Origin of the sequence: Phyllobacterium zundukense, from assembly GCF_002764115.1 — a bacterium.
Taxonomy (GTDB): Bacteria; Pseudomonadota; Alphaproteobacteria; order Rhizobiales; family Rhizobiaceae; genus Phyllobacterium; species Phyllobacterium zundukense.
On record NZ_CP017940.1, the window covers coordinates 3,587,446 to 3,603,799 of the forward strand.

Annotated in this window: 15 protein-coding genes; 4 read left to right on the top strand and 11 right to left on the bottom strand. The window is 58.4% G+C overall.

The genetic code is table 11. The features are described from left to right. Positions 1 to 17 precede the first annotated feature (17 nt). Both BLM14_RS17950 and BLM14_RS17955 read right to left on the bottom strand, forming a co-directional pair. Positions 18 to 1,019 (bottom strand): Gfo/Idh/MocA family protein, encoded by a 1,002-nt coding sequence (locus BLM14_RS17950; RefSeq protein ID WP_100000636.1) that lies wholly within the window; start codon positions 1,017 to 1,019, stop codon positions 18 to 20. After that, positions 1,016 to 2,053, bottom strand: a complete 1,038-nt coding sequence (locus BLM14_RS17955) for a LacI family DNA-binding transcriptional regulator (RefSeq protein WP_100000637.1) — start codon at positions 2,051 to 2,053, stop codon at positions 1,016 to 1,018. Before BLM14_RS17955 ends, BLM14_RS17950 begins: the two co-directional genes overlap by 4 nt. 241 nt (positions 2,054 to 2,294) lie before the next feature. On the opposite strand from BLM14_RS17955, the gene BLM14_RS17960 reads away from it, so the two are divergent. Beyond that, a complete protein-coding gene (locus tag BLM14_RS17960) occupies positions 2,295 to 3,458 on the top strand; it encodes a dihydrodipicolinate synthase family protein (protein ID WP_100000638.1) in 1,164 nt (387 codons plus the stop codon). A 57-nt stretch (positions 3,459 to 3,515) separates the two neighbouring features. Here the strand turns inward: BLM14_RS17960 and BLM14_RS17965 are convergent, their stop codons facing one another. The 9 genes from BLM14_RS17965 to BLM14_RS18005 all read right to left on the bottom strand — a co-directional run bounded on the left by BLM14_RS17965 (position 3,516) and on the right by BLM14_RS18005 (position 13,254). Then, complete coding sequence (locus BLM14_RS17965) at positions 3,516 to 5,240, bottom strand: ABC transporter substrate-binding protein (RefSeq protein WP_100000639.1); 1,725 nt, start codon at positions 5,238 to 5,240, stop codon at positions 3,516 to 3,518. Positions 5,241 to 5,302: 62 nt separating this feature from the next. Then, on the bottom strand, positions 5,303 to 5,710 hold the full coding sequence (locus tag BLM14_RS17970; protein WP_100000640.1) for a DUF2160 domain-containing protein: 408 nt from the start codon (positions 5,708 to 5,710) through the stop codon (positions 5,303 to 5,305). Beyond that, complete coding sequence (locus BLM14_RS17975; protein WP_100001465.1) at positions 5,710 to 6,528, bottom strand: carbohydrate ABC transporter permease; 819 nt, start codon at positions 6,526 to 6,528, stop codon at positions 5,710 to 5,712. The genes BLM14_RS17970 and BLM14_RS17975 overlap by 1 nt, the downstream gene beginning before the upstream one ends. A gap of 88 nt (positions 6,529 to 6,616) precedes the next feature. Then, positions 6,617 to 7,483, bottom strand: a complete 867-nt coding sequence (locus BLM14_RS17980; RefSeq protein WP_100000641.1) for a carbohydrate ABC transporter permease — start codon at positions 7,481 to 7,483, stop codon at positions 6,617 to 6,619. 2 nt (positions 7,484 to 7,485) lie between these two features. Next, positions 7,486 to 8,553 (bottom strand): ABC transporter ATP-binding protein, encoded by a 1,068-nt coding sequence (locus BLM14_RS17985; RefSeq protein ID WP_100000642.1) that lies wholly within the window; start codon positions 8,551 to 8,553, stop codon positions 7,486 to 7,488. A gap of 8 nt (positions 8,554 to 8,561) precedes the next feature. After that, on the bottom strand, positions 8,562 to 9,644 hold the full coding sequence (locus tag BLM14_RS17990) for an ABC transporter ATP-binding protein (protein ID WP_100000643.1): 1,083 nt from the start codon (positions 9,642 to 9,644) through the stop codon (positions 8,562 to 8,564). A 61-nt stretch (positions 9,645 to 9,705) separates the two neighbouring features. Then, positions 9,706 to 11,247, bottom strand: a complete 1,542-nt coding sequence (locus tag BLM14_RS17995) for a glycerol-3-phosphate dehydrogenase (protein WP_100000644.1) — start codon at positions 11,245 to 11,247, stop codon at positions 9,706 to 9,708. A 121-nt stretch (positions 11,248 to 11,368) separates the two neighbouring features. Beyond that, on the bottom strand, positions 11,369 to 12,133 hold the full coding sequence (locus BLM14_RS18000; protein ID WP_100001467.1) for a DeoR/GlpR family DNA-binding transcription regulator: 765 nt from the start codon (positions 12,131 to 12,133) through the stop codon (positions 11,369 to 11,371). Between the two features lie 95 nt (positions 12,134 to 12,228). Continuing rightward, positions 12,229 to 13,254: a LacI family DNA-binding transcriptional regulator gene (locus BLM14_RS18005; protein WP_100000645.1), complete on the bottom strand. Its 1,026-nt coding sequence runs from the start codon at positions 13,252 to 13,254 to the stop codon at positions 12,229 to 12,231. Positions 13,255 to 13,417: 163 nt separating this feature from the next. Here BLM14_RS18005 and denD point away from each other — a divergent pair, with 163 nt between their 5' ends. The 3 genes from denD (at position 13,418) to BLM14_RS18020 (ending at position 16,312) form a co-directional block, all read left to right on the top strand. Further along, positions 13,418 to 14,401 carry a D-erythronate dehydrogenase gene (denD, locus tag BLM14_RS18010; RefSeq protein ID WP_100000646.1) on the top strand — a complete coding sequence of 328 codons (984 nt, stop codon included), beginning with the start codon at positions 13,418 to 13,420 and terminating at the stop codon, positions 14,399 to 14,401. 3 nt (positions 14,402 to 14,404) lie between these two features. After that, a complete protein-coding gene (locus BLM14_RS18015) occupies positions 14,405 to 15,181 on the top strand; it encodes an SDR family oxidoreductase (RefSeq protein WP_100000647.1) in 777 nt (258 codons plus the stop codon). Positions 15,182 to 15,247: 66 nt separating this feature from the next. Continuing rightward, the gene (locus BLM14_RS18020; RefSeq protein ID WP_100000648.1) at positions 15,248 to 16,312 is read left to right on the top strand and encodes an ABC transporter ATP-binding protein; all 1,065 of its coding nucleotides are present in this window, start codon (positions 15,248 to 15,250) and stop codon (positions 16,310 to 16,312) included. Positions 16,313 to 16,354: the final 42 nt, after the last annotated feature.

The window sequence follows — 16,354 nt, forward strand, 5'->3', positions numbered from 1 at the left end:
CTTGTATTTTCTATTTCTCAAAGGCCTGGATTGATTTGTTGCACGGTTCCGGTCTTTGCCGCCTCGGCAACAGCGATGCCAGCGGCCAGCGACCACACGCCATCCTCGCCGCTCGCCGATGGCTTACCGTTTCCGGCGACGGCGGCATGGAACTTGGCAACACCGGTCCCATAGAGGTTCTTGTGATCGAGCTTCAGTTCCGTCTCGCCATCGGCATTGCGCAGCTTAACGGTACCGGCCGGCTTCTGGGTCATCACATTGCGGCCAACGAGCGAGCCTTCCGTGCCATGCACTTCGAAGCCGGTTTCGGAATATTTGGTGGTAAAGCCATCATGGAACATGGCGATAAGTCCGGACTTGAACCGCATGACGCCCATCACCGCATCCTCGAGGCCAGCCTTGGCAAGCCCGCTTTTTTGAGTGGCAGCAATGGCTTCAACGGGATCTTCGCCCAGCACGTAGCGCAACGTGTCTGTGTCGTGCACCGTGATATCGAGGATAACCCCGCCGCCCGCTTCCGGACGGTCGAGGCGCCAACCCTGCAGATGCGGCGGCAGATAGACCGCATGGAAGACCTTGGCAGCAAGCGGGGTGCCGATCTTGCCGGCCGCAATCGCATCGCGCATCGCCGTGTGACTTGCCGCATTGCGCAGATGATGGTTGGTCGCGAATACGACATCAGCAGCGCGGCACGCCTCGACCATGGCGCGCGCATCGGTAAGACTGGTGGCCAGCGGCTTCTCGCAGAGCACATGTTTTCCAGCTTTTGCAGCCGCCAGAACCTGATCCTTGTGCAGTTCATTGGTGGTGGAAATGTAAACCGCATCAATGGGTTGGCCGCTCAGGAGTTCATCGACACTCGTCACTGAATGGGGAATATCGTGATCTGCCGCGTATTTCGCGCCGCGCTCGGCATTCGTGCTCATCACCGAAACGATCTCGCCGCCATTTGCGCGGATCGCATCGATCACCCATTCATGCGCAATGGTGCTCGCCCCGATCAAACCCCAGCGTGTCATGCCATTTCCTCCGGTTGTTTCACGGGTGTGCCGCAGCTTTGCCGCACGACAAGCCGTACCGACGTCACGATCGATTCCTGATCTATTTGTCCCGCATTGATCTGTTTCAGAAGCAGTTGTGCCGCCCGCTGGCCCATACCCTGCGGATCCACTGAAACGGTGGTGAGGGCCGGGACGGCGGTCTTGGCCTCGATAACATCGTCGAAGCCGATGACCCCAAAGCCTTTGCCCGGCTCGATATTGTTTGCACGCAGACCGTCACAGACGCCAAAGGCCACCGCATCATTGAAGCACAGGCCAGCTGTTGGGCGCTCCGCAAAGACCATCATCCGCTCGACGACCGCAACTCCGCCGGCACGCGAAGGCGCCGAATGGATGATGAAATCGCCGTTGGGCGGAATACCCGCTTCCGTCAACGCATCGCGGTAACCGCGAACCCGGTCAGCGAAGACAGCCGTATCGAGGAAGCCGCCCATGAAGGCGATGCGGCGATGACCGAGACCGATGAGATGCCGGACGGCTGCCTTGGCGCCGGCATAATTGTCCGACAGCAACGTCGAAACCTTGGCGCCCGGAAGGTTGCGAACGACGACCACAACGGGGATGCCGCTATCTGCCAAAGGCTTGATATCATTGGCTTGCGTACCGCGCGCCGGTGACAGGATCAGTCCGGCAATGCCGTTTTCACGCATCGACGCAATGACTTCACGCTGCCGGTCGACACTCTCGCCGCTATGGGCAAGGAACTGCACATAGCCCGCCGACTGAACCACCATGTCCATACCGACAGCGAGTTCGGCGAAGAAGCTGTTGGTCAGGTCATTGACGACAATGCCGACGATTTTCGACTTTGCCTGGCGCAGGTTGGCCGCACCGCGATTGTAGACATAGCCGAGATCGCTGATGAGGGCATTGACCTTTTCGCGGGTCTTTTCATTGACGAGAGGGCTACCCTGAAGAACGAGAGACACTGTGGATTTCGACACGCCAGCGGCGCGCGCAATGTCCACAATGCTTGTCCGGGTCCGGTTCAATTGCTTCTCTCCCAAGTTGTCGCCTACTTAATTGGAACGTTCCAAATTAGTCAAGTGTTTTCTTCTGCACAACCGGAGACACCGTAAATGCGCGTATTGATTGATATTTCCGGTCCGAATTTGGCATTTCTCATTTCATTCTCGGCATTTTTCATATGATTTTGGTCGGTTTACGTTTTATCTCTTGTTTTTTGGAACGTTCCAAAATAAAAACCATATCATTCGATTGGGAGCGATGCGAATGACCCTCACTCTGAAATTGCCGAGCGCAAACGGGACAATTTCCGATTACAGCCTGACAGGCGGGCCCATCGGCAAGCCATCCAGCCCGCCGGTCTTCAACCGCATTGCCTATGCAGCTGCCCATGTCGTCTCCGACCCCATGCGCGACACCAATCCCTGGACAGCACCGGCTATCGACTGGGATGCGACCATGGCCTTCCGCCATCACCTCTGGTCGCTCGGTTTCAAGATCGCCGAAGCCATGGATACCGCACAGCGCGGCATGGGCGTCGACTGGGCCGGAGCGCGTGAACTGATCCGCCGGTCGCTGGCGGAGTCGCGGACCGTTCCGGGCGCCGACCTCGCCTGCGGCGCGGGCACCGACCAGCTGGCGCCGGACGACACCAAGATTCTCCAGGATGTCATTGAAGCCTATGAAACGCAGATCGGGTTCGTGGAAGCGGAAGGAGGACGGGCAGTGATGATGGCGAGCCGCGCACTTGCACGCGTTGCCCGCTCCGCTGACGACTATCGAACCGTCTATGGAGACATTCTGAGCCAGACAAGGGAGAAGGTCGTCCTGCACTGGCTTGGCGACATGTTCGACCCGCAATTAGCCGGCTATTGGGGGTCGTCCTCATTTGACAAGGCGCTGGAAACCGTCCTTGCCATTATCAACGACAATAAGAACAAGGTCGAAGGCATCAAGATTTCACTGCTCGACAACCGGAAGGAAGTCGAGTTGCGCAAGCGGTTGCCGGAGGGCGTGCTCTGCTTCACGGGTGATGATTTCAACTACGCCGAACTGATCGAAGGCGATAGCGAACGCTACAGCCATGCGCTGCTTGGCATTTTTGACGCTGTTGCGCCGTCCGCCTCGAAGGCGCTGAGCCATCTCGCGAGAGGCGAAACACAAGCCTTCCGCGACGTCATTGAGCCGACCGTTCCGCTGTCGCGCAAGATTTTCGAAGCTCCAACGCAATACTACAAAGCCGGCGTCGTTTTTCTGGCCTGGCTCAACGGGCACCAGACCCATTTCACCATGCCGGCCGGGATGCAGTCGGCACGCGGCATCGTTCACTACGCGGATATTTTCCGGCTGGCGGATCAGGCAAACGTCCTGGACAAGCCCGAGCTTGCGACGCAGCGGATGAACAGCCTGTTGCAGGTCTACGGCCTTTGAAAAGCAAAAGGGGCGGCGCCGAAACGCCACCCCTTCCCCGCTCCAATTGTATGCAGCTTACTTTACCCAGCTCTTGACCAGCTCATCATAGTTGATGGTCTGCGGCTTTTCCTTTTCGTTCTCGACCTTGAGCTGTGGTGCCAGATTGCCTGCCTTCACAGCTTCGGCATTCCAGTAAGCGAGGTCATGCTCTTCGGCCAGTTTCGGGCCGATGTCGCCCTGAACGCCGGATTTCTCGAGGCGTCCAAGTACCTTTTCCTGTTCCTCGCACAGCGAGTCCATGGCTTCCTGTGCAGTCTTGGCACCTGAAGACGCATCACCGATCGCCTGCCACCAGAGCTGAGCCAGCTTCGGATAGTCAGGAACATTGGTTCCCGTCGGCGACCATTGCAGGCGAGCCGGCGAGCGATAGAACTCGATCAAGCCCCCAAGTTTTGGCGCGCGGTCGGTAAAGGACTTGTGGTCGAGCGTCGACTGGCGGATGAAGGTCAGGCCGACATGGCTCTTCTTCACGTCGACAGTCTTGGACGTCACAAACTGCGCATAGAGCCATGCGGCCTTGGCGCGATCGTCCGGGGTGGATTTGAGCAACGTCCACGAGCCGGCGTCCTGGTAGCCGAGCTTCATGCCGTCCTTCCAGTAGACGCCATGCGGCGACGGGGCGAAACGCCACTTCGGCGTGCCGTCCTCATTGACCACCGGCAAGCCTGGCTTGACGAAGTCGGCGGTGAACGCCGTATAGGTGAACATCTGCTGGGCGACCTCGCCCTGCGATGGTACCGGGCCCGACTCGGAGAAGGTCATGCCTTGAGCTGCGGCCGGAGCGTAGGCCTTCATCCAATCCAGATATTTCTGGATGGAATAGACCGCAGCCGGGCCGTTGGTGTCGCCGCCGCGCGCAACGCAGGAGCCGACCGGGCGCGAATTCTCGTCGACCTTGATGCCCCATTCGTCGACCGGCTTGCCGTTCGGAATGCCCTTGTCACCATTGCCAGCCATGGAGAGCCAGGCATCCGTGAAGCGCCAGCCCAGCGACGGGTCCTTCTTGCCGTAGTCCATATGGCCGTAGACCTTCTTACCGTCCACATCGCGGCCGGTGAAGAATTCCGCAATATCCTCATAGGCCGACCAGTTGACCGGCACGCCGAGGTCGTAGCCGTACTTTGCCTTGAAGTCTGCCTTGTTCTTCTCGTCGTTGAACCAGTCGTAACGGAACCAGTAGAGGTTTGCGAACTGCTGGTCGGGCAGCTGATAAAGCTTGCCGTCCGGTGCGGTGGTGAAGGACTTGCCGATGAAGTCGTCGATGTCGAGATCCGGATTGGTGACATCCTTGCCTTCATTCGCCATCCAGTCGGTCAGGCTGCGCGCCTGCTGATAGCGCCAGTGCGTGCCGATCAAGTCCGAGTCGTTGATGTAGGCGTCATAGACGTTTTCACCAGACTGCATCTGTGTCTGCAGCTTTTCCACGACGTCACCTTCACCGATCAGATCGTGTGTGATCTTGATGCCGGTAATATCTGTGAACGCCTTGGCGAGGGTCTTCGACTCGTATTCATGCGTGGTGATGGTCTCGGAAACCACCTTGATGTCCAAGCCGGCAAAAGGCTTTGCCGCATCGACAAACCACTGCATTTCCTTTTCTTGCGCCGCTCGATCGAGCGCCGACATGTCGCCGATTTCCTTGTCGAGGAAAGCCTTGGCCTCGTCCATGCCGGCATAGGCACTGCCTGCGCCGAACAGCAGTACGAGAGCTGTCGTTGTCGTCAATATTCGCGTTCGCATTTTAGTCCTCCCAGAGTTGCGATTGCATCGTCAAGTGCCGGCGGGTGCCGGACACATTGTTTCTAGACAAAGCGGAATACGCCGATTGCGTAGACCACAGAGAGAGCCAGAGCCCACCACAGATTGGGACCCACAAGTCCCAGCCAGGCGAGGTGAATGAATGCACTGCCGAGCAGCGACACGAACAACCGGTCGCCGCGCGTGGTCTCGAAGCGCAGAATGCCAACCCTTGGGTTGCCACCCGGAGAGGCATATTCCCACACGGCCATAAGCGACATGAGCGCGAAGATGGTGAGGAAGAACAGCGCGGTCGGGAACGTCCAAGCCATCCAACCGCCGGCAACCAAAGGCGCGAACCAGTCACGCGCGCCATCCTTCACAGGAACAGCCGCAACAAGAAGCCCAACCATGATTGCGAAAGCGACGGCGACGACCGCCAACACCACGGGCCAACGACGGGTCGTTTCCATTATACCCTCCCCAGGGCGAAGCCCTTGGCGATGTAGTTGCGGACAAAGTAAATGACGATTGCGCCCGGAATGATAGTCAGAACGCCGGCTGCCGCCAGTACGCCCCAGTCCAGACCCGAGGCGGAAACCGTGCGGGTCATGATGGCGGCGATCGGCTTTGCAGCTGTCGTCGTCAGCGTGCGGGCGATCAACAATTCCACCCAGGAGAACATGAAGCAGAAGAACGCGGCAACACCAATGCCGCTCGCGATCAGCGGAATGAAGATCTTCACGAAGAAGCGCGGGAAGGAATAACCGTCGATATAGGCGGTTTCATCGATTTCCTTCGGAACGCCAGACATGAAGCCCTCCAGGATCCACACGGCAAGCGGCACGTTGAAGAGGCAGTGCGCCAGCGCCACAGCGATGTGTGTGTCAATCAGCCCGAATGCCGAATAGAGCTGGAAGAACGGCAGAGCAAACACGGCGGGTGGCGCCATACGGTTGGTCAGCAGCCAGAAGAATAGGTGCTTGTCGCCGAGGAACCGGTAGCGCGAGAATGCATAGGCAGCTGGTAATGCCACCAGCACCGAGATCACCGTATTCATCACCACATAGATGATGGAATTTATGTAGCCCTTGTACCAGGACGGATCGGTAAAAATGACCGCGTAATTTTGCAGCGTCGGGTTCTGCGGCCAGAGCGAGAAGGCACCAAGAATTTCCTGATTGGTCTTGAAGCTCATATTGATGAGCCAGTAGATCGGCAGCATCAGGAAGATGATATAAACCGTCGGGATCAACCACCAGAACTTCGACTCGTCGCCGCGCTTACGCATCTTGCGGGCCAGCGCCTTGTCGATCTGGCGCTGTTCGGCTCCCGGCCGTTCGCTCGTGCGTGCAAGCGTTTCTTGTCTCACACTCATTTCAGCGCTCCGCATCGTAATTGGTCATGATCGTATAGAACACCCATGACATCAGCAGGATGATCAGGAAGTAGACGATCGACATTGCCGCTGCTGGCCCGAGGTCGAACTGACCGACGGCGATCTTGACGAGATCAATGGAAAGGAACGTCGTCGAATTGCCCGGACCGCCGCCCGTGACGACGAAGGGTTCAGTGTAAATCATAAACGAGTCCATAAAGCGCAACAGAACGGCGATCAAAAGGACGCGATTCATCTTGGGCAGCTGGATGTAGCGGAACACGGCCCAGCGAGAGGCACCATCGATTTTTGCAGCCTGATAGAAAGCATCGGGGATCGATACGAGACCGGCGTAGCTAAGCAGCACAACAAGGCTCGTCCAGTGCCAGACATCCATGAGAATGACAGTAAACCAGGCGTGCATTGGGTTCTGGACGTAATTGTAGTGAAAACCCAGCCCCGCCAGTGTATGGCCAAGCAGACCGATGTCGGTACGGCCAAAAACCTGCCATATCGTGCCGACCACATTCCACGGAATGAGCAATGGCAGCGCCATCAACACCAGGCAGACCGGAACACCCCAGCCCTTGCGCGGCATATTGAGGGCGATGATGATGCCAAGCGGAATTTCGATCAGCAGAATGATCGCCGAAAAGATCAGGTTGCGCCCGAGAGCGGCATGGAAGCGTTCGGAATGCAGAATTTCATCGAACCAATCTGTTCCGGCCCAGAAGAACTGGTTGTTGCCGAAGGTGTCCTGCACCGAATAGTTGACCACGGTCATCAGCGGGATGACGGCCGAAAATGCCACCAGCAGCAGCACGGGCAGGACCATGAACCAGGCTTTGTTGTTCCAGGTTTTTTCCACAGCTATAGCCCTCCCACGCGCCAGCTATCGGCGTAAATGTTGATACCCTTTGGATCGAAGGCGATGTGCGGTTCGGCCGGGATGTCGCCCCCCTCGCCGACGATGACGGCGATATCCTGGTTTTCAAGACGGGTACGCACGATCTTGTGGCGGCCGATGTCCTCGACCTTGGCGATAACCACCGGCATGCCGGAACGCCCAAGCCGCACGTATTCCGGACGAATACCGAGTTCGACGGTCTTGGCCCCAGCGGGCATCACCGGCGCAGGCAGCTGGATCTGGTGGCTGCCGATCTGGGCCATACCACCGGAAAGCTTCACCGGCATGACGTTCATGCCGGGCGAGCCAATGAAGTAGCCGACGAATGTATGTTTTGGCCGCTCGAACAGTTCTTCGGGCGTGCCGATCTGCACGATCTCGCCATCATACATGACGACGACCTTCTGGGCGAAAGTCAGCGCTTCCGTCTGGTCGTGCGTTACATAGACCATGGTGTAGCCGAAGCGCTGATGGAGCTGCTTCAGCTGCGAGCGCAGTACCCATTTCATATGCGGATCGATGACGGTTAGCGGCTCGTCGAACAGGATGGCGTTGACGTCAGAGCGCACCAGCCCGCGACCGAGCGAGATCTTCTGCTTCTGATCGGCGGTGAGGCCGCGCGCCTTCTTCTTGGCCCAACTGGCCAGATCGATCATTTCAAGCGTCTCGCGCACCTTGCGGTCGATCTCCGCTTCCGGCACGCCGCGATTGCGCAGCGGAAAGGCAAGATTGTCGTAGACGGTCATCGTGTCGTAGATGACCGGGAACTGGAACACCTGCGCGATGTTGCGTTCCTGGGTGGAGAGGTTCGTTACATCCTCGCCATTGAACAGCAATTGACCGTGCGAGGGATGGATAAGTCCGGAGATAATATTGAGCAGTGTGGTCTTGCCGCAGCCGGATGGCCCGAGCAGCGCATAGGCGCCGCCATCCTCCCAGCTGTGATGCACTTCCTTCAGCGCATAGTCCTTGTCCGATTTCGGATTGGGACCGTAGGCGTGGCGGATATGGTTGAGGTCGATGCGTGCCATGGTTCCCCCTATGCCGCCAGTTTCTGGCGGCGGGTGACGGAATTGCCGCCCGCGTCGAAAATCATCAGATTGCGTGGATCGATGAAGATGTCGATCGACTCGTCGGGCGAATAGATATGGATGCCGTGCGTCAGCATGGTCCAGCGTGCATCGGCAAAGGAGAGATGCACATAACTTTCCGAACCGGTGATCTCCGTCGCGGTGACAGTGGCCTTCAGGCCGATTTCATCAGGATTGGTGCGAACTGTGGCCACATGATGCGGCTGGAAGCCGATCGTGTAGGTGCCGTCGGCAATATCGGCGAGATGCGCCGGGACCGGCAGGGCGACGCCGCCCTCCAGCTGGAACGCCTTACCGAACTTGGCCAGCGCAATGGTGTTGAGCGGCGGATCGGCAAAAGTCTGCGCGGTGATCAGGTCGTCCGGCTTGCGGAATACATCGATGGTCGGCCCGAACTGGGTAATCCGGCCCTCGGACAATGTCGCTGTATTGCCGCTGAGCAGCAATGCCTCATGCGGTTCGGTGGTGGCATAGACGAAGATCGTGCCGGATTCGGCAAAGATCTTCGGCAGTTCCTGCCGCAATTCCTCGCGCAGCTTGTAGTCGAGATTGGCCAGCGGTTCGTCAAGCAGCACCAGCTTGGCGTTCTTGACGATGGCGCGCGCCAGCGCGGTGCGCTGCTGCTGGCCGCCGGAGAGGTTGAGCGGCGTGCGGCCAAGGAAGGGCGTGAGCTTCAGCAGTTCGGCAGCCTTGCGCACCTCGCGGTCGATGGTCGCGCTGTCGGCACCGGCAACGCGCATCGGCGAGGCAATGTTCTCATAGACGGTGAAAGCCGGATAATTGATGAACTGCTGGTAGACCATGGCGACGGAGCGCTTTTGCACCGGCACGCCGGTCACGTCCTTGCCGTCGAACCAGACCGAACCGGAGGTGGGCACATCGAGCCCCGCCATGATACGCATGAGACTGGTCTTGCCGGACAGGGTAGGCCCAAGCAGGACATTCAGCGTCGCATGTTCCAAAGTCAGCGAAATATCGCTGAGATGGGGCTTGCCACCCACAACTTTGGATACATTCCGCAATTCCAGCATTCCAACTCCTCCCTGAGACAATGTGGACCCTCCGCCCACACCGCCTCTCCTTCAATTCAATCTATTCGGCCGCAAGCTTGCGCCGCCGGTCGACCGCATCTTCCATGAAGCGATCAAGTGCGACTGCCTCGTCAGCGGTCAAATGCAAACCCTTCTTGGTGCGGCGCCACAACACGTCCTGCGCTGTCACCGCCCATTCATGTTCGATCTGGTAGCGCACTTCGGCCTCGTAGAGATCGGAACCGAAATGCTTGCCGAGATCGTCGATCGACGCCGCCTTGCCCAAAAGGACGCGCGCCTTGGTGCCGTAAAGCCGGAAGAGGCGGTGCGCATGGCGTGCCTCGAGAAACGGGTAGTCCGCTTTCAATTTTTGCAATTCTGCATCGAAGGCAGTCGCGGCGAAATCACCGCCCGGCAGCGTACCGCTGGCGGTCCACGGCTTGCCGCGTTTGCCAAGCTGGTCCTCGATCTTTTCCAGCATGTGCTCGGACAGGCGCCGGTAGGTGGTGATCTTGCCGCCGAAAATATTCAGCAGCGGCGCCTGGCCTTCCGGCGCGTCGGCCTTCAGCACGTAATCGCGCGTGGCTTCCTGCGCTTTCGAGGCCCCATCGTCATAAAGCGGACGCACGCCCGAATAGGTCCAGACAACGTGCTCACGCTTGACCGGCTCGACGAAATACTCGCTGGCCGCCGCACAAAGATAGTCAATCTCGGCATCGGTGATTTTCACCTCTGCTGGATTGCCGTGATAATCCTGATCGGTGGTGCCGATCAGGGTGAAATCCTGCTCATAGGGAATGGCGAAAATAATGCGGCCGTCGGTGTTCTGGAAGAAGTACGCACGTGGATCGTCGAACTTCTTCTTCACCACGATATGGCTGCCCTGAACGAGGCGCACATTATGCGCGTTGTTGCTACCGACCACGCCGGTCAGCACTTCATCCACCCAGGGACCAGCGGCATTGACCACGAGGCGTGATCGGACTTCCTCGGTGGCACCGGTCAGGCCATCCTGCAGGATCAGCGTCCAGGCATTGGCGTCGCGGCGGGCGCTGATGACCTTGGTGCGGGTGCGGATGACCGCGCCGCGGTCTGCCGCATCGCGGGCATTCAGCGCGACGAAGCGCGCATCGTTGACCCAGCAATCGGAATATTCGAAGGCCTTCGTATAGAGCGACTTCAGCGGCTTGGCAGCCGGATCGCGGGTCATGTCGAGCGTCTTCGTTGCCGGGAGTTTCTTGCGTCCGCCGATGTGGTCATAGAGGAAGAGACCGAGCCGCAGGAGCCAGGCCGGACGCAGGCCCGCATGATGCGGCAGGACGAAACGCATCGGCCAGATGATATGCGGTGCATTGGCCCACAGCACTTCGCGCTCCATCAGCGATTCGCGCACCAGGCGGAATTCGTAATATTCGAGATAGCGCAGCCCGCCATGGATCAGCTTGGTCGAACCGGAAGAGGTGCCGCTGGCAAGATCGTTCATCTCGGCAAGGAACACCGAATAGCCACGGCCAACGGCATCACGTGCGATGCCGCATCCATTGATGCCGCCACCGATAACGAAGATGTCGTAGATCTGTTCAGCCAAACCCGGCAATCCCATCCTCCCCATTTCGCAACGCACCATTTCTTCGCAATTGCGAAAGATACACGGACTAATTACGAAAGCAATACGAAACTAAAAAGAACTATAACGCGCTTCACAATCCCGCACAAGTGGGTCTTCAGACGGATGTTTCGATCAATCGAACGTCAGCGTCCGCACAGATTCGGCGGATTGCTTCGCTTTCGCAGCGATCGGTAATGAAGGTGTTGACCTGCGACAGGTGGCCAATGCGCACCGGCGCCGTGCGCTCGAACTTGGTCGAATCAGAAACAAGAATCACATGGCGGGCATTGGCCATGATGGCCTGCGCCACCTTGACCTCGCGAAAGTCGAAATCAAGCAGCGCCCCGTCGCTGTCGATGGCCGAGGTGCCGATGACGGCAAAATCCACCTTGAACTGGCGGATGAAATCGACGGCCGCCTCGCCGACGATACCGCCATCGGAACCACGAACCACACCGCCGGCGATGACCACCTCAATGTCCGGGTAAATGCGCAACTTATTGGCAACATTGATATTATTTGTAATTATCATCAAACCTTTGCGATCAAGCAGTGCCTGGCCCACCGCTTCAGTGGTCGTGCCGATATTGACGAAGAGCGAGGCATTGTCAGGAATGAGATTGGCGGCCGCCCGGCCGATTGCTTCCTTCTCGCTTGCGGCAATCAGTCTTCGCGCCTCGTATTCGAGATTTTGCACGCCGGAAGGAAACAGCGCGCCGCCGTGAATTCGGGTGAGCAGACGCTGGTCGCACAGATCGTTGAGATCCTTGCGGATGGTCTGCGGCGTCAGGTTGAAATGGACGGCGAGATCATCCACCAGGACGCGGCCATGCTCCTTGGCCATTTCCAGAATTTCGGTGTGTCTGGGCGGCAGGAACATCGCGCAAGCCTTCATTTTCGTTTTCTGTTCCATCATACGAAAACGAAAATGAACTTATGTCAATTGGCAGGAAAGCGAAAACGGCCGATTTCGACCTAGGCCGTGGCCCCTTCGATGACCTCATAGCCGGTATTGATGATGGTCTTTTCGGCAGGCCGATCGCGGCTTTCGAGCAGTTTTTCCGCGGCCGTCTTGCCGATCAGGAACCGTTTCGAGAGGATCGTCGAAAGCGGCAGGGGCATGGCCTGACCGATATCCAGTCCATTGAAGCCGAATATTCCGAGCTGCTGCTTCACGGCGATTCCCGCATGCATGCAATGGAAGATACCGCCCATCGCCATGTCATCATTGGGAAAGACCACCACATCGAGCTCGGGGTGGGCGGCAAGAAGAATCTCCAGCGAATCACGTCCGGCTTTGGTCGAGCTTGGTCCGGGATACCGATGCTCGGCCGTCAACGACAGCCCCGCCTCTCGCAGCGAGGTGCAGAGCCCCTCATAGCGGGCGCTGGCTCGATCATCGGTGACCACATTATGCCCGGCATAACCGAAGCGTCGATAACCACGCTGGATAAGATGCCGCCCGGTGTCATAGCCAGCCTGCCGATGCGACATGCCAACGGCAATATCGACGGGGTCGCCATCGATGTCCATGAGCTCGGCGACGCGAAACCTTCCATGCTCCAGATGCCGGCGCGCTGTCGGTGTATGGTGCAGACCGGCGAGTATCACCGCTGCCGGTTGCCAGGCAAGGAACGAGACAAGAATGCGCTCCTCGATCAGCGGATCATAATCCGTCACGCCGATCACTGGCTGAAACGCCGTTTCTGTGAGAGCTGTGTGGATACCGCGCAGGACATCGGGAAAGACAATGTTGGAGAGCGATGGCAGGAGGACGCTCATCAATGTCGATCCGGCAGAAGCAAGACTGCCTGCGGCGCGGTTGGGAATATAGCCAAGCTCGGCAATGGCGTTAAGCACGCGTTCACGGGTCGTATCAGCAATCGGCCCCTGGGCGCGAACGACGCGTGAAGCAGTAATTTCGCTCACGCCAGCCAGCCGTGCGACATCGGCCAGGGTCGGCATGTCCGGACTTCGGTTAGCGTTGCGTTTGCGCGGCATGGACCCCCATCCAGTGCATCTGACAAGAATAATGACAGCGCTACCATAAAAGGCTTGATGAACGCTAGTCAGTATGCATAACTTTATGACAGCGCTGTCATCCGTCTATTTCTGACATTGCTGCCATAAGCCCGGGAGAGGCTTACAGGGAGGTTCATCGCCTATGCATGTGCTTGTTATCGGTGCAGCCGGAATGGTTGGCCGTAAATTGCTTGACAGAATCGCATCCGAACCGGGTGCATTGGGTGGAGAAATCGACAGGCTGACGCTTGTCGACGTGATCGAGCCTGTCGCGCCCGCCGCTCTCGCCGGTATTTCCATAACCAAGGCTGCGGACCTTTCGGATGCTGGCGTTGCGGAAGCGCTGATCGCCAGCCGCCCCGATATGATCTTCCATCTGGCAGCCATCGTCTCTGGTGAAGCGGAAGCCGATTTCGAAAAAGGCTACAAGGTCAATCTCGACGGCACACGCGAATTGTTCGAAGCAATCCGGCTCGAAGGCAAGAAGGCTCCATACCGGCCGCGCGTGGTGTTTGCCTCGTCGATCGCCGTGTTCGGCACACCCTTTCCTGACAAGATCGGCGATGAGTTCTTCACGACGCCGCTAACCAGCTACGGGACGCAGAAAGCGATTTCCGAGCTTCTCCTGTCCGACTACAGCCGCCGCGGCTTTTTCGACGGGATCGGCATTCGCCTGCCGACGATCTGCATTCGTCCCGGCAAGCCGAACAAAGCTGCGTCGGGCTTCTTCTCCAATATCCTGCGCGAACCCCTGGTCGGGCACGAAGCCGTTTTGCCGGTCGATGAAAATGTCCGCCACTGGTTTGCCAGCCCGCGCTCGGCAGTCGGATTCTTCGTTCACGCAGCGACGCTCGATCTGGACAAAGTTGGCTCCCGGCGTAATCTGTCCATGCCGGGCCTCTCGGCATTGGTCGGCGAGGAGATCGCCGCACTGAAGCGTGTCGCCGGCGACAAGGCGGTAAAGCTGATCCGGCGTGAACCGGACGCAACAATCCAGAAGATCGTTGCCGGCTGGGCCACAGACTTCGATACAAAGCGAGCAACGGAGCTCGGCTTCCGGGCGGAGACGGCTTTCGACGAAATCATCAAGGCACATATCGAAGACGAATTGGGCGGGAATATCTAAGTCATGGCTTTCAAAGAGGATTCAGGCAAAGGCAAAATCGCACTGGTGACAGGTGGCGGTACTGGCGTTGGCAAGGCGATTTCCACCGCGCTGCTTGACGCGGGCTATACGGTCATCATCTCCGGCCGGCGCAAGGATGTTCTCGATGACGCCGCCAAATCGCTGGGCGCCGAGACCAAAGGCAATGTAAAGGCGATCACGGCCGATGTCAGTGACCCCAAATCGGTTGCCGCGCTGTTCGATGCAATCAAATCTGAATTCGGACGGCTCGACCTTCTCGTCAACAATGCCGGGATCAATGTGCCGAACATCGCGATGGAAGAGCTCAGCTTCGAGCACTGGAATGCCATCGTTGGCGCCAATCTGACCGGTGTTTTCCTTTGCACCCAGCAGGCTATGAAACTGATGAAAGCGCAGTCGCCCCGCGGCGGGCGCATCATCAACAATGGCTCTATCTCGGCGCAGACACCGCGTCCAAATTCCGCACCCTATACGGCAACGAAACATGCAGTCACCGGCTTGACCAAGTCGACGGCGCTGGATGGCAGACCGTTCGACATTGCCTGCGGGCAGATCGACATTGGCAATGCGACAACCGAGATGACATCGAAGATGGCAAGCGGGGTGATGCAGGCCAATGGCGAGACGGCCAGCGAGCCGACAATACCGGCGCACCATATCGGCGACGCGGTGGTTCATATGGCCAGCCTGCCGCTCGAGGCAAATGTTCTGACCATGACGATCATGGCGACGAAAATGCCGCTTGTCGGACGCGGATAGGAACGAAGCGACGGCGATTCGGGAGCAGCGCCGTTCAGGATCTAGGATAATTTGGGAGGAAAAGGCATGGCATCAGTCGAATTCGCCAATGTACGAAAATCATTCGGGACGCATCCGGTTATCAAGGGCGTTGATATCGAGATTGCCGATGGCGAATTCGTCATTCTGGTCGGGCCGTCCGGCTGCGGCAAGTCAACGCTGTTGCGCATGCTGGCAGGGCTGGAGAATATCTCCGCCGGCGAAATCCGCATTGGCGGGCAGGTGGTCAATGGCCTTGCACCGAAAGAGCGCGACATCGCCATGGTGTTCCAGAACTATGCGCTTTATCCGCACATGACTGTCGCCGACAACATGGCCTTCTCGCTGACGTTGAAGGGTGCGCCCAAATCCGAAATCGACAAACGGGTCAAACCGGCAGCGGAAATTCTCGGTCTCACGCATCTTCTCGACCGGTTTCCGCGCCAGCTTTCCGGCGGCCAGCGCCAGCGTGTCGCCATGGGCCGCGCCATCGTGCGTGATCCCCAGGTCTTCCTCTTCGATGAACCCCTTTCCAATCTGGATGCCAAGCTGCGCGTTGCCATGCGGGCGGAAATCAAGGAACTGCACCAGCGGCTGAAAACCACGACCGTCTACGTGACGCACGACCAGATCGAGGCCATGACCATGGCCGACAAGATCGTGGTTATGCATGACGGCATCGTGGAGCAGATCGGTGCGCCGCTCGAGCTTTACGATCAGCCGGCTAATCTCTTTGTCGCGAGCTTTATCGGCTCACCTGCGATGAACATGATCAAGGGGACGATGGACCCGAACGACGCGCTGAAATTCGTCACCGAAAAGGGTGTGGTGCTACCGGTGGCCAAGGCGCCGGAAAGCGCCAAGGGCCGCACGCTCATCTACGGGTTGCGCCCGGAACATATGACCATCGCTCCTGACGGCATCCCGGCCGAGGTCGTGGTGATCGAGCCGACCGGCTCGGAAACGCAGATGATCATGCGGGTTGGCGGTGATCTGGTTACCGGCGTTTTCCACCAGCGCATCAATGCCCACCCGGGCGAAATCGTCGGCCTGTCGATCCATGCGGAGGCGACCTACCTGTTCGACGCGGAGACGGGCAAGCGGCTGGTCTGAGAGTTGTCTAAGCCGCATCCGCCAGTCGGGGAGCAGATGCTG

Bases quoted from the DNA above. Each gene is read 5' to 3' on its own strand.
- BLM14_RS17950 (WP_100000636.1), bottom strand. From the start codon at position 1,019: ATGACACGCTGGGGTTTGATCGGGGCGAGCACCATTGCGCATGAATGG.
- BLM14_RS17960 (WP_100000638.1), top strand. From the start codon at position 2,295: ATGACCCTCACTCTGAAATTGCCGAGCGCAAACGGGACAATTTCCGAT.
- BLM14_RS17965 (WP_100000639.1), bottom strand. From the start codon at position 5,240: ATGCGAACGCGAATATTGACGACAACGACAGCTCTCGTACTGCTGTTC.
- BLM14_RS17970 (WP_100000640.1), bottom strand. From the start codon at position 5,710: ATGGAAACGACCCGTCGTTGGCCCGTGGTGTTGGCGGTCGTCGCCGTC.
- BLM14_RS17975 (WP_100001465.1), bottom strand. From the start codon at position 6,528: ATGCGTAAGCGCGGCGACGAGTCGAAGTTCTGGTGGTTGATCCCGACG.
- BLM14_RS17985 (WP_100000642.1), bottom strand. From the start codon at position 8,553: ATGGCACGCATCGACCTCAACCATATCCGCCACGCCTACGGTCCCAAT.
- BLM14_RS17990 (WP_100000643.1), bottom strand. From the start codon at position 9,644: ATGCTGGAATTGCGGAATGTATCCAAAGTTGTGGGTGGCAAGCCCCAT.
- BLM14_RS17995 (WP_100000644.1), bottom strand. From the start codon at position 11,247: ATGGGATTGCCGGGTTTGGCTGAACAGATCTACGACATCTTCGTTATC.
- BLM14_RS18000 (WP_100001467.1), bottom strand. From the start codon at position 12,133: ATGTTCCTGCCGCCCAGACACACCGAAATTCTGGAAATGGCCAAGGAG.
- BLM14_RS18005 (WP_100000645.1), bottom strand. From the start codon at position 13,254: ATGCCGCGCAAACGCAACGCTAACCGAAGTCCGGACATGCCGACCCTG.
- denD (WP_100000646.1), top strand. From the start codon at position 13,418: ATGCATGTGCTTGTTATCGGTGCAGCCGGAATGGTTGGCCGTAAATTG.
- BLM14_RS18015 (WP_100000647.1), top strand. From the start codon at position 14,405: ATGGCTTTCAAAGAGGATTCAGGCAAAGGCAAAATCGCACTGGTGACA.
- BLM14_RS18020 (WP_100000648.1), top strand. From the start codon at position 15,248: ATGGCATCAGTCGAATTCGCCAATGTACGAAAATCATTCGGGACGCAT.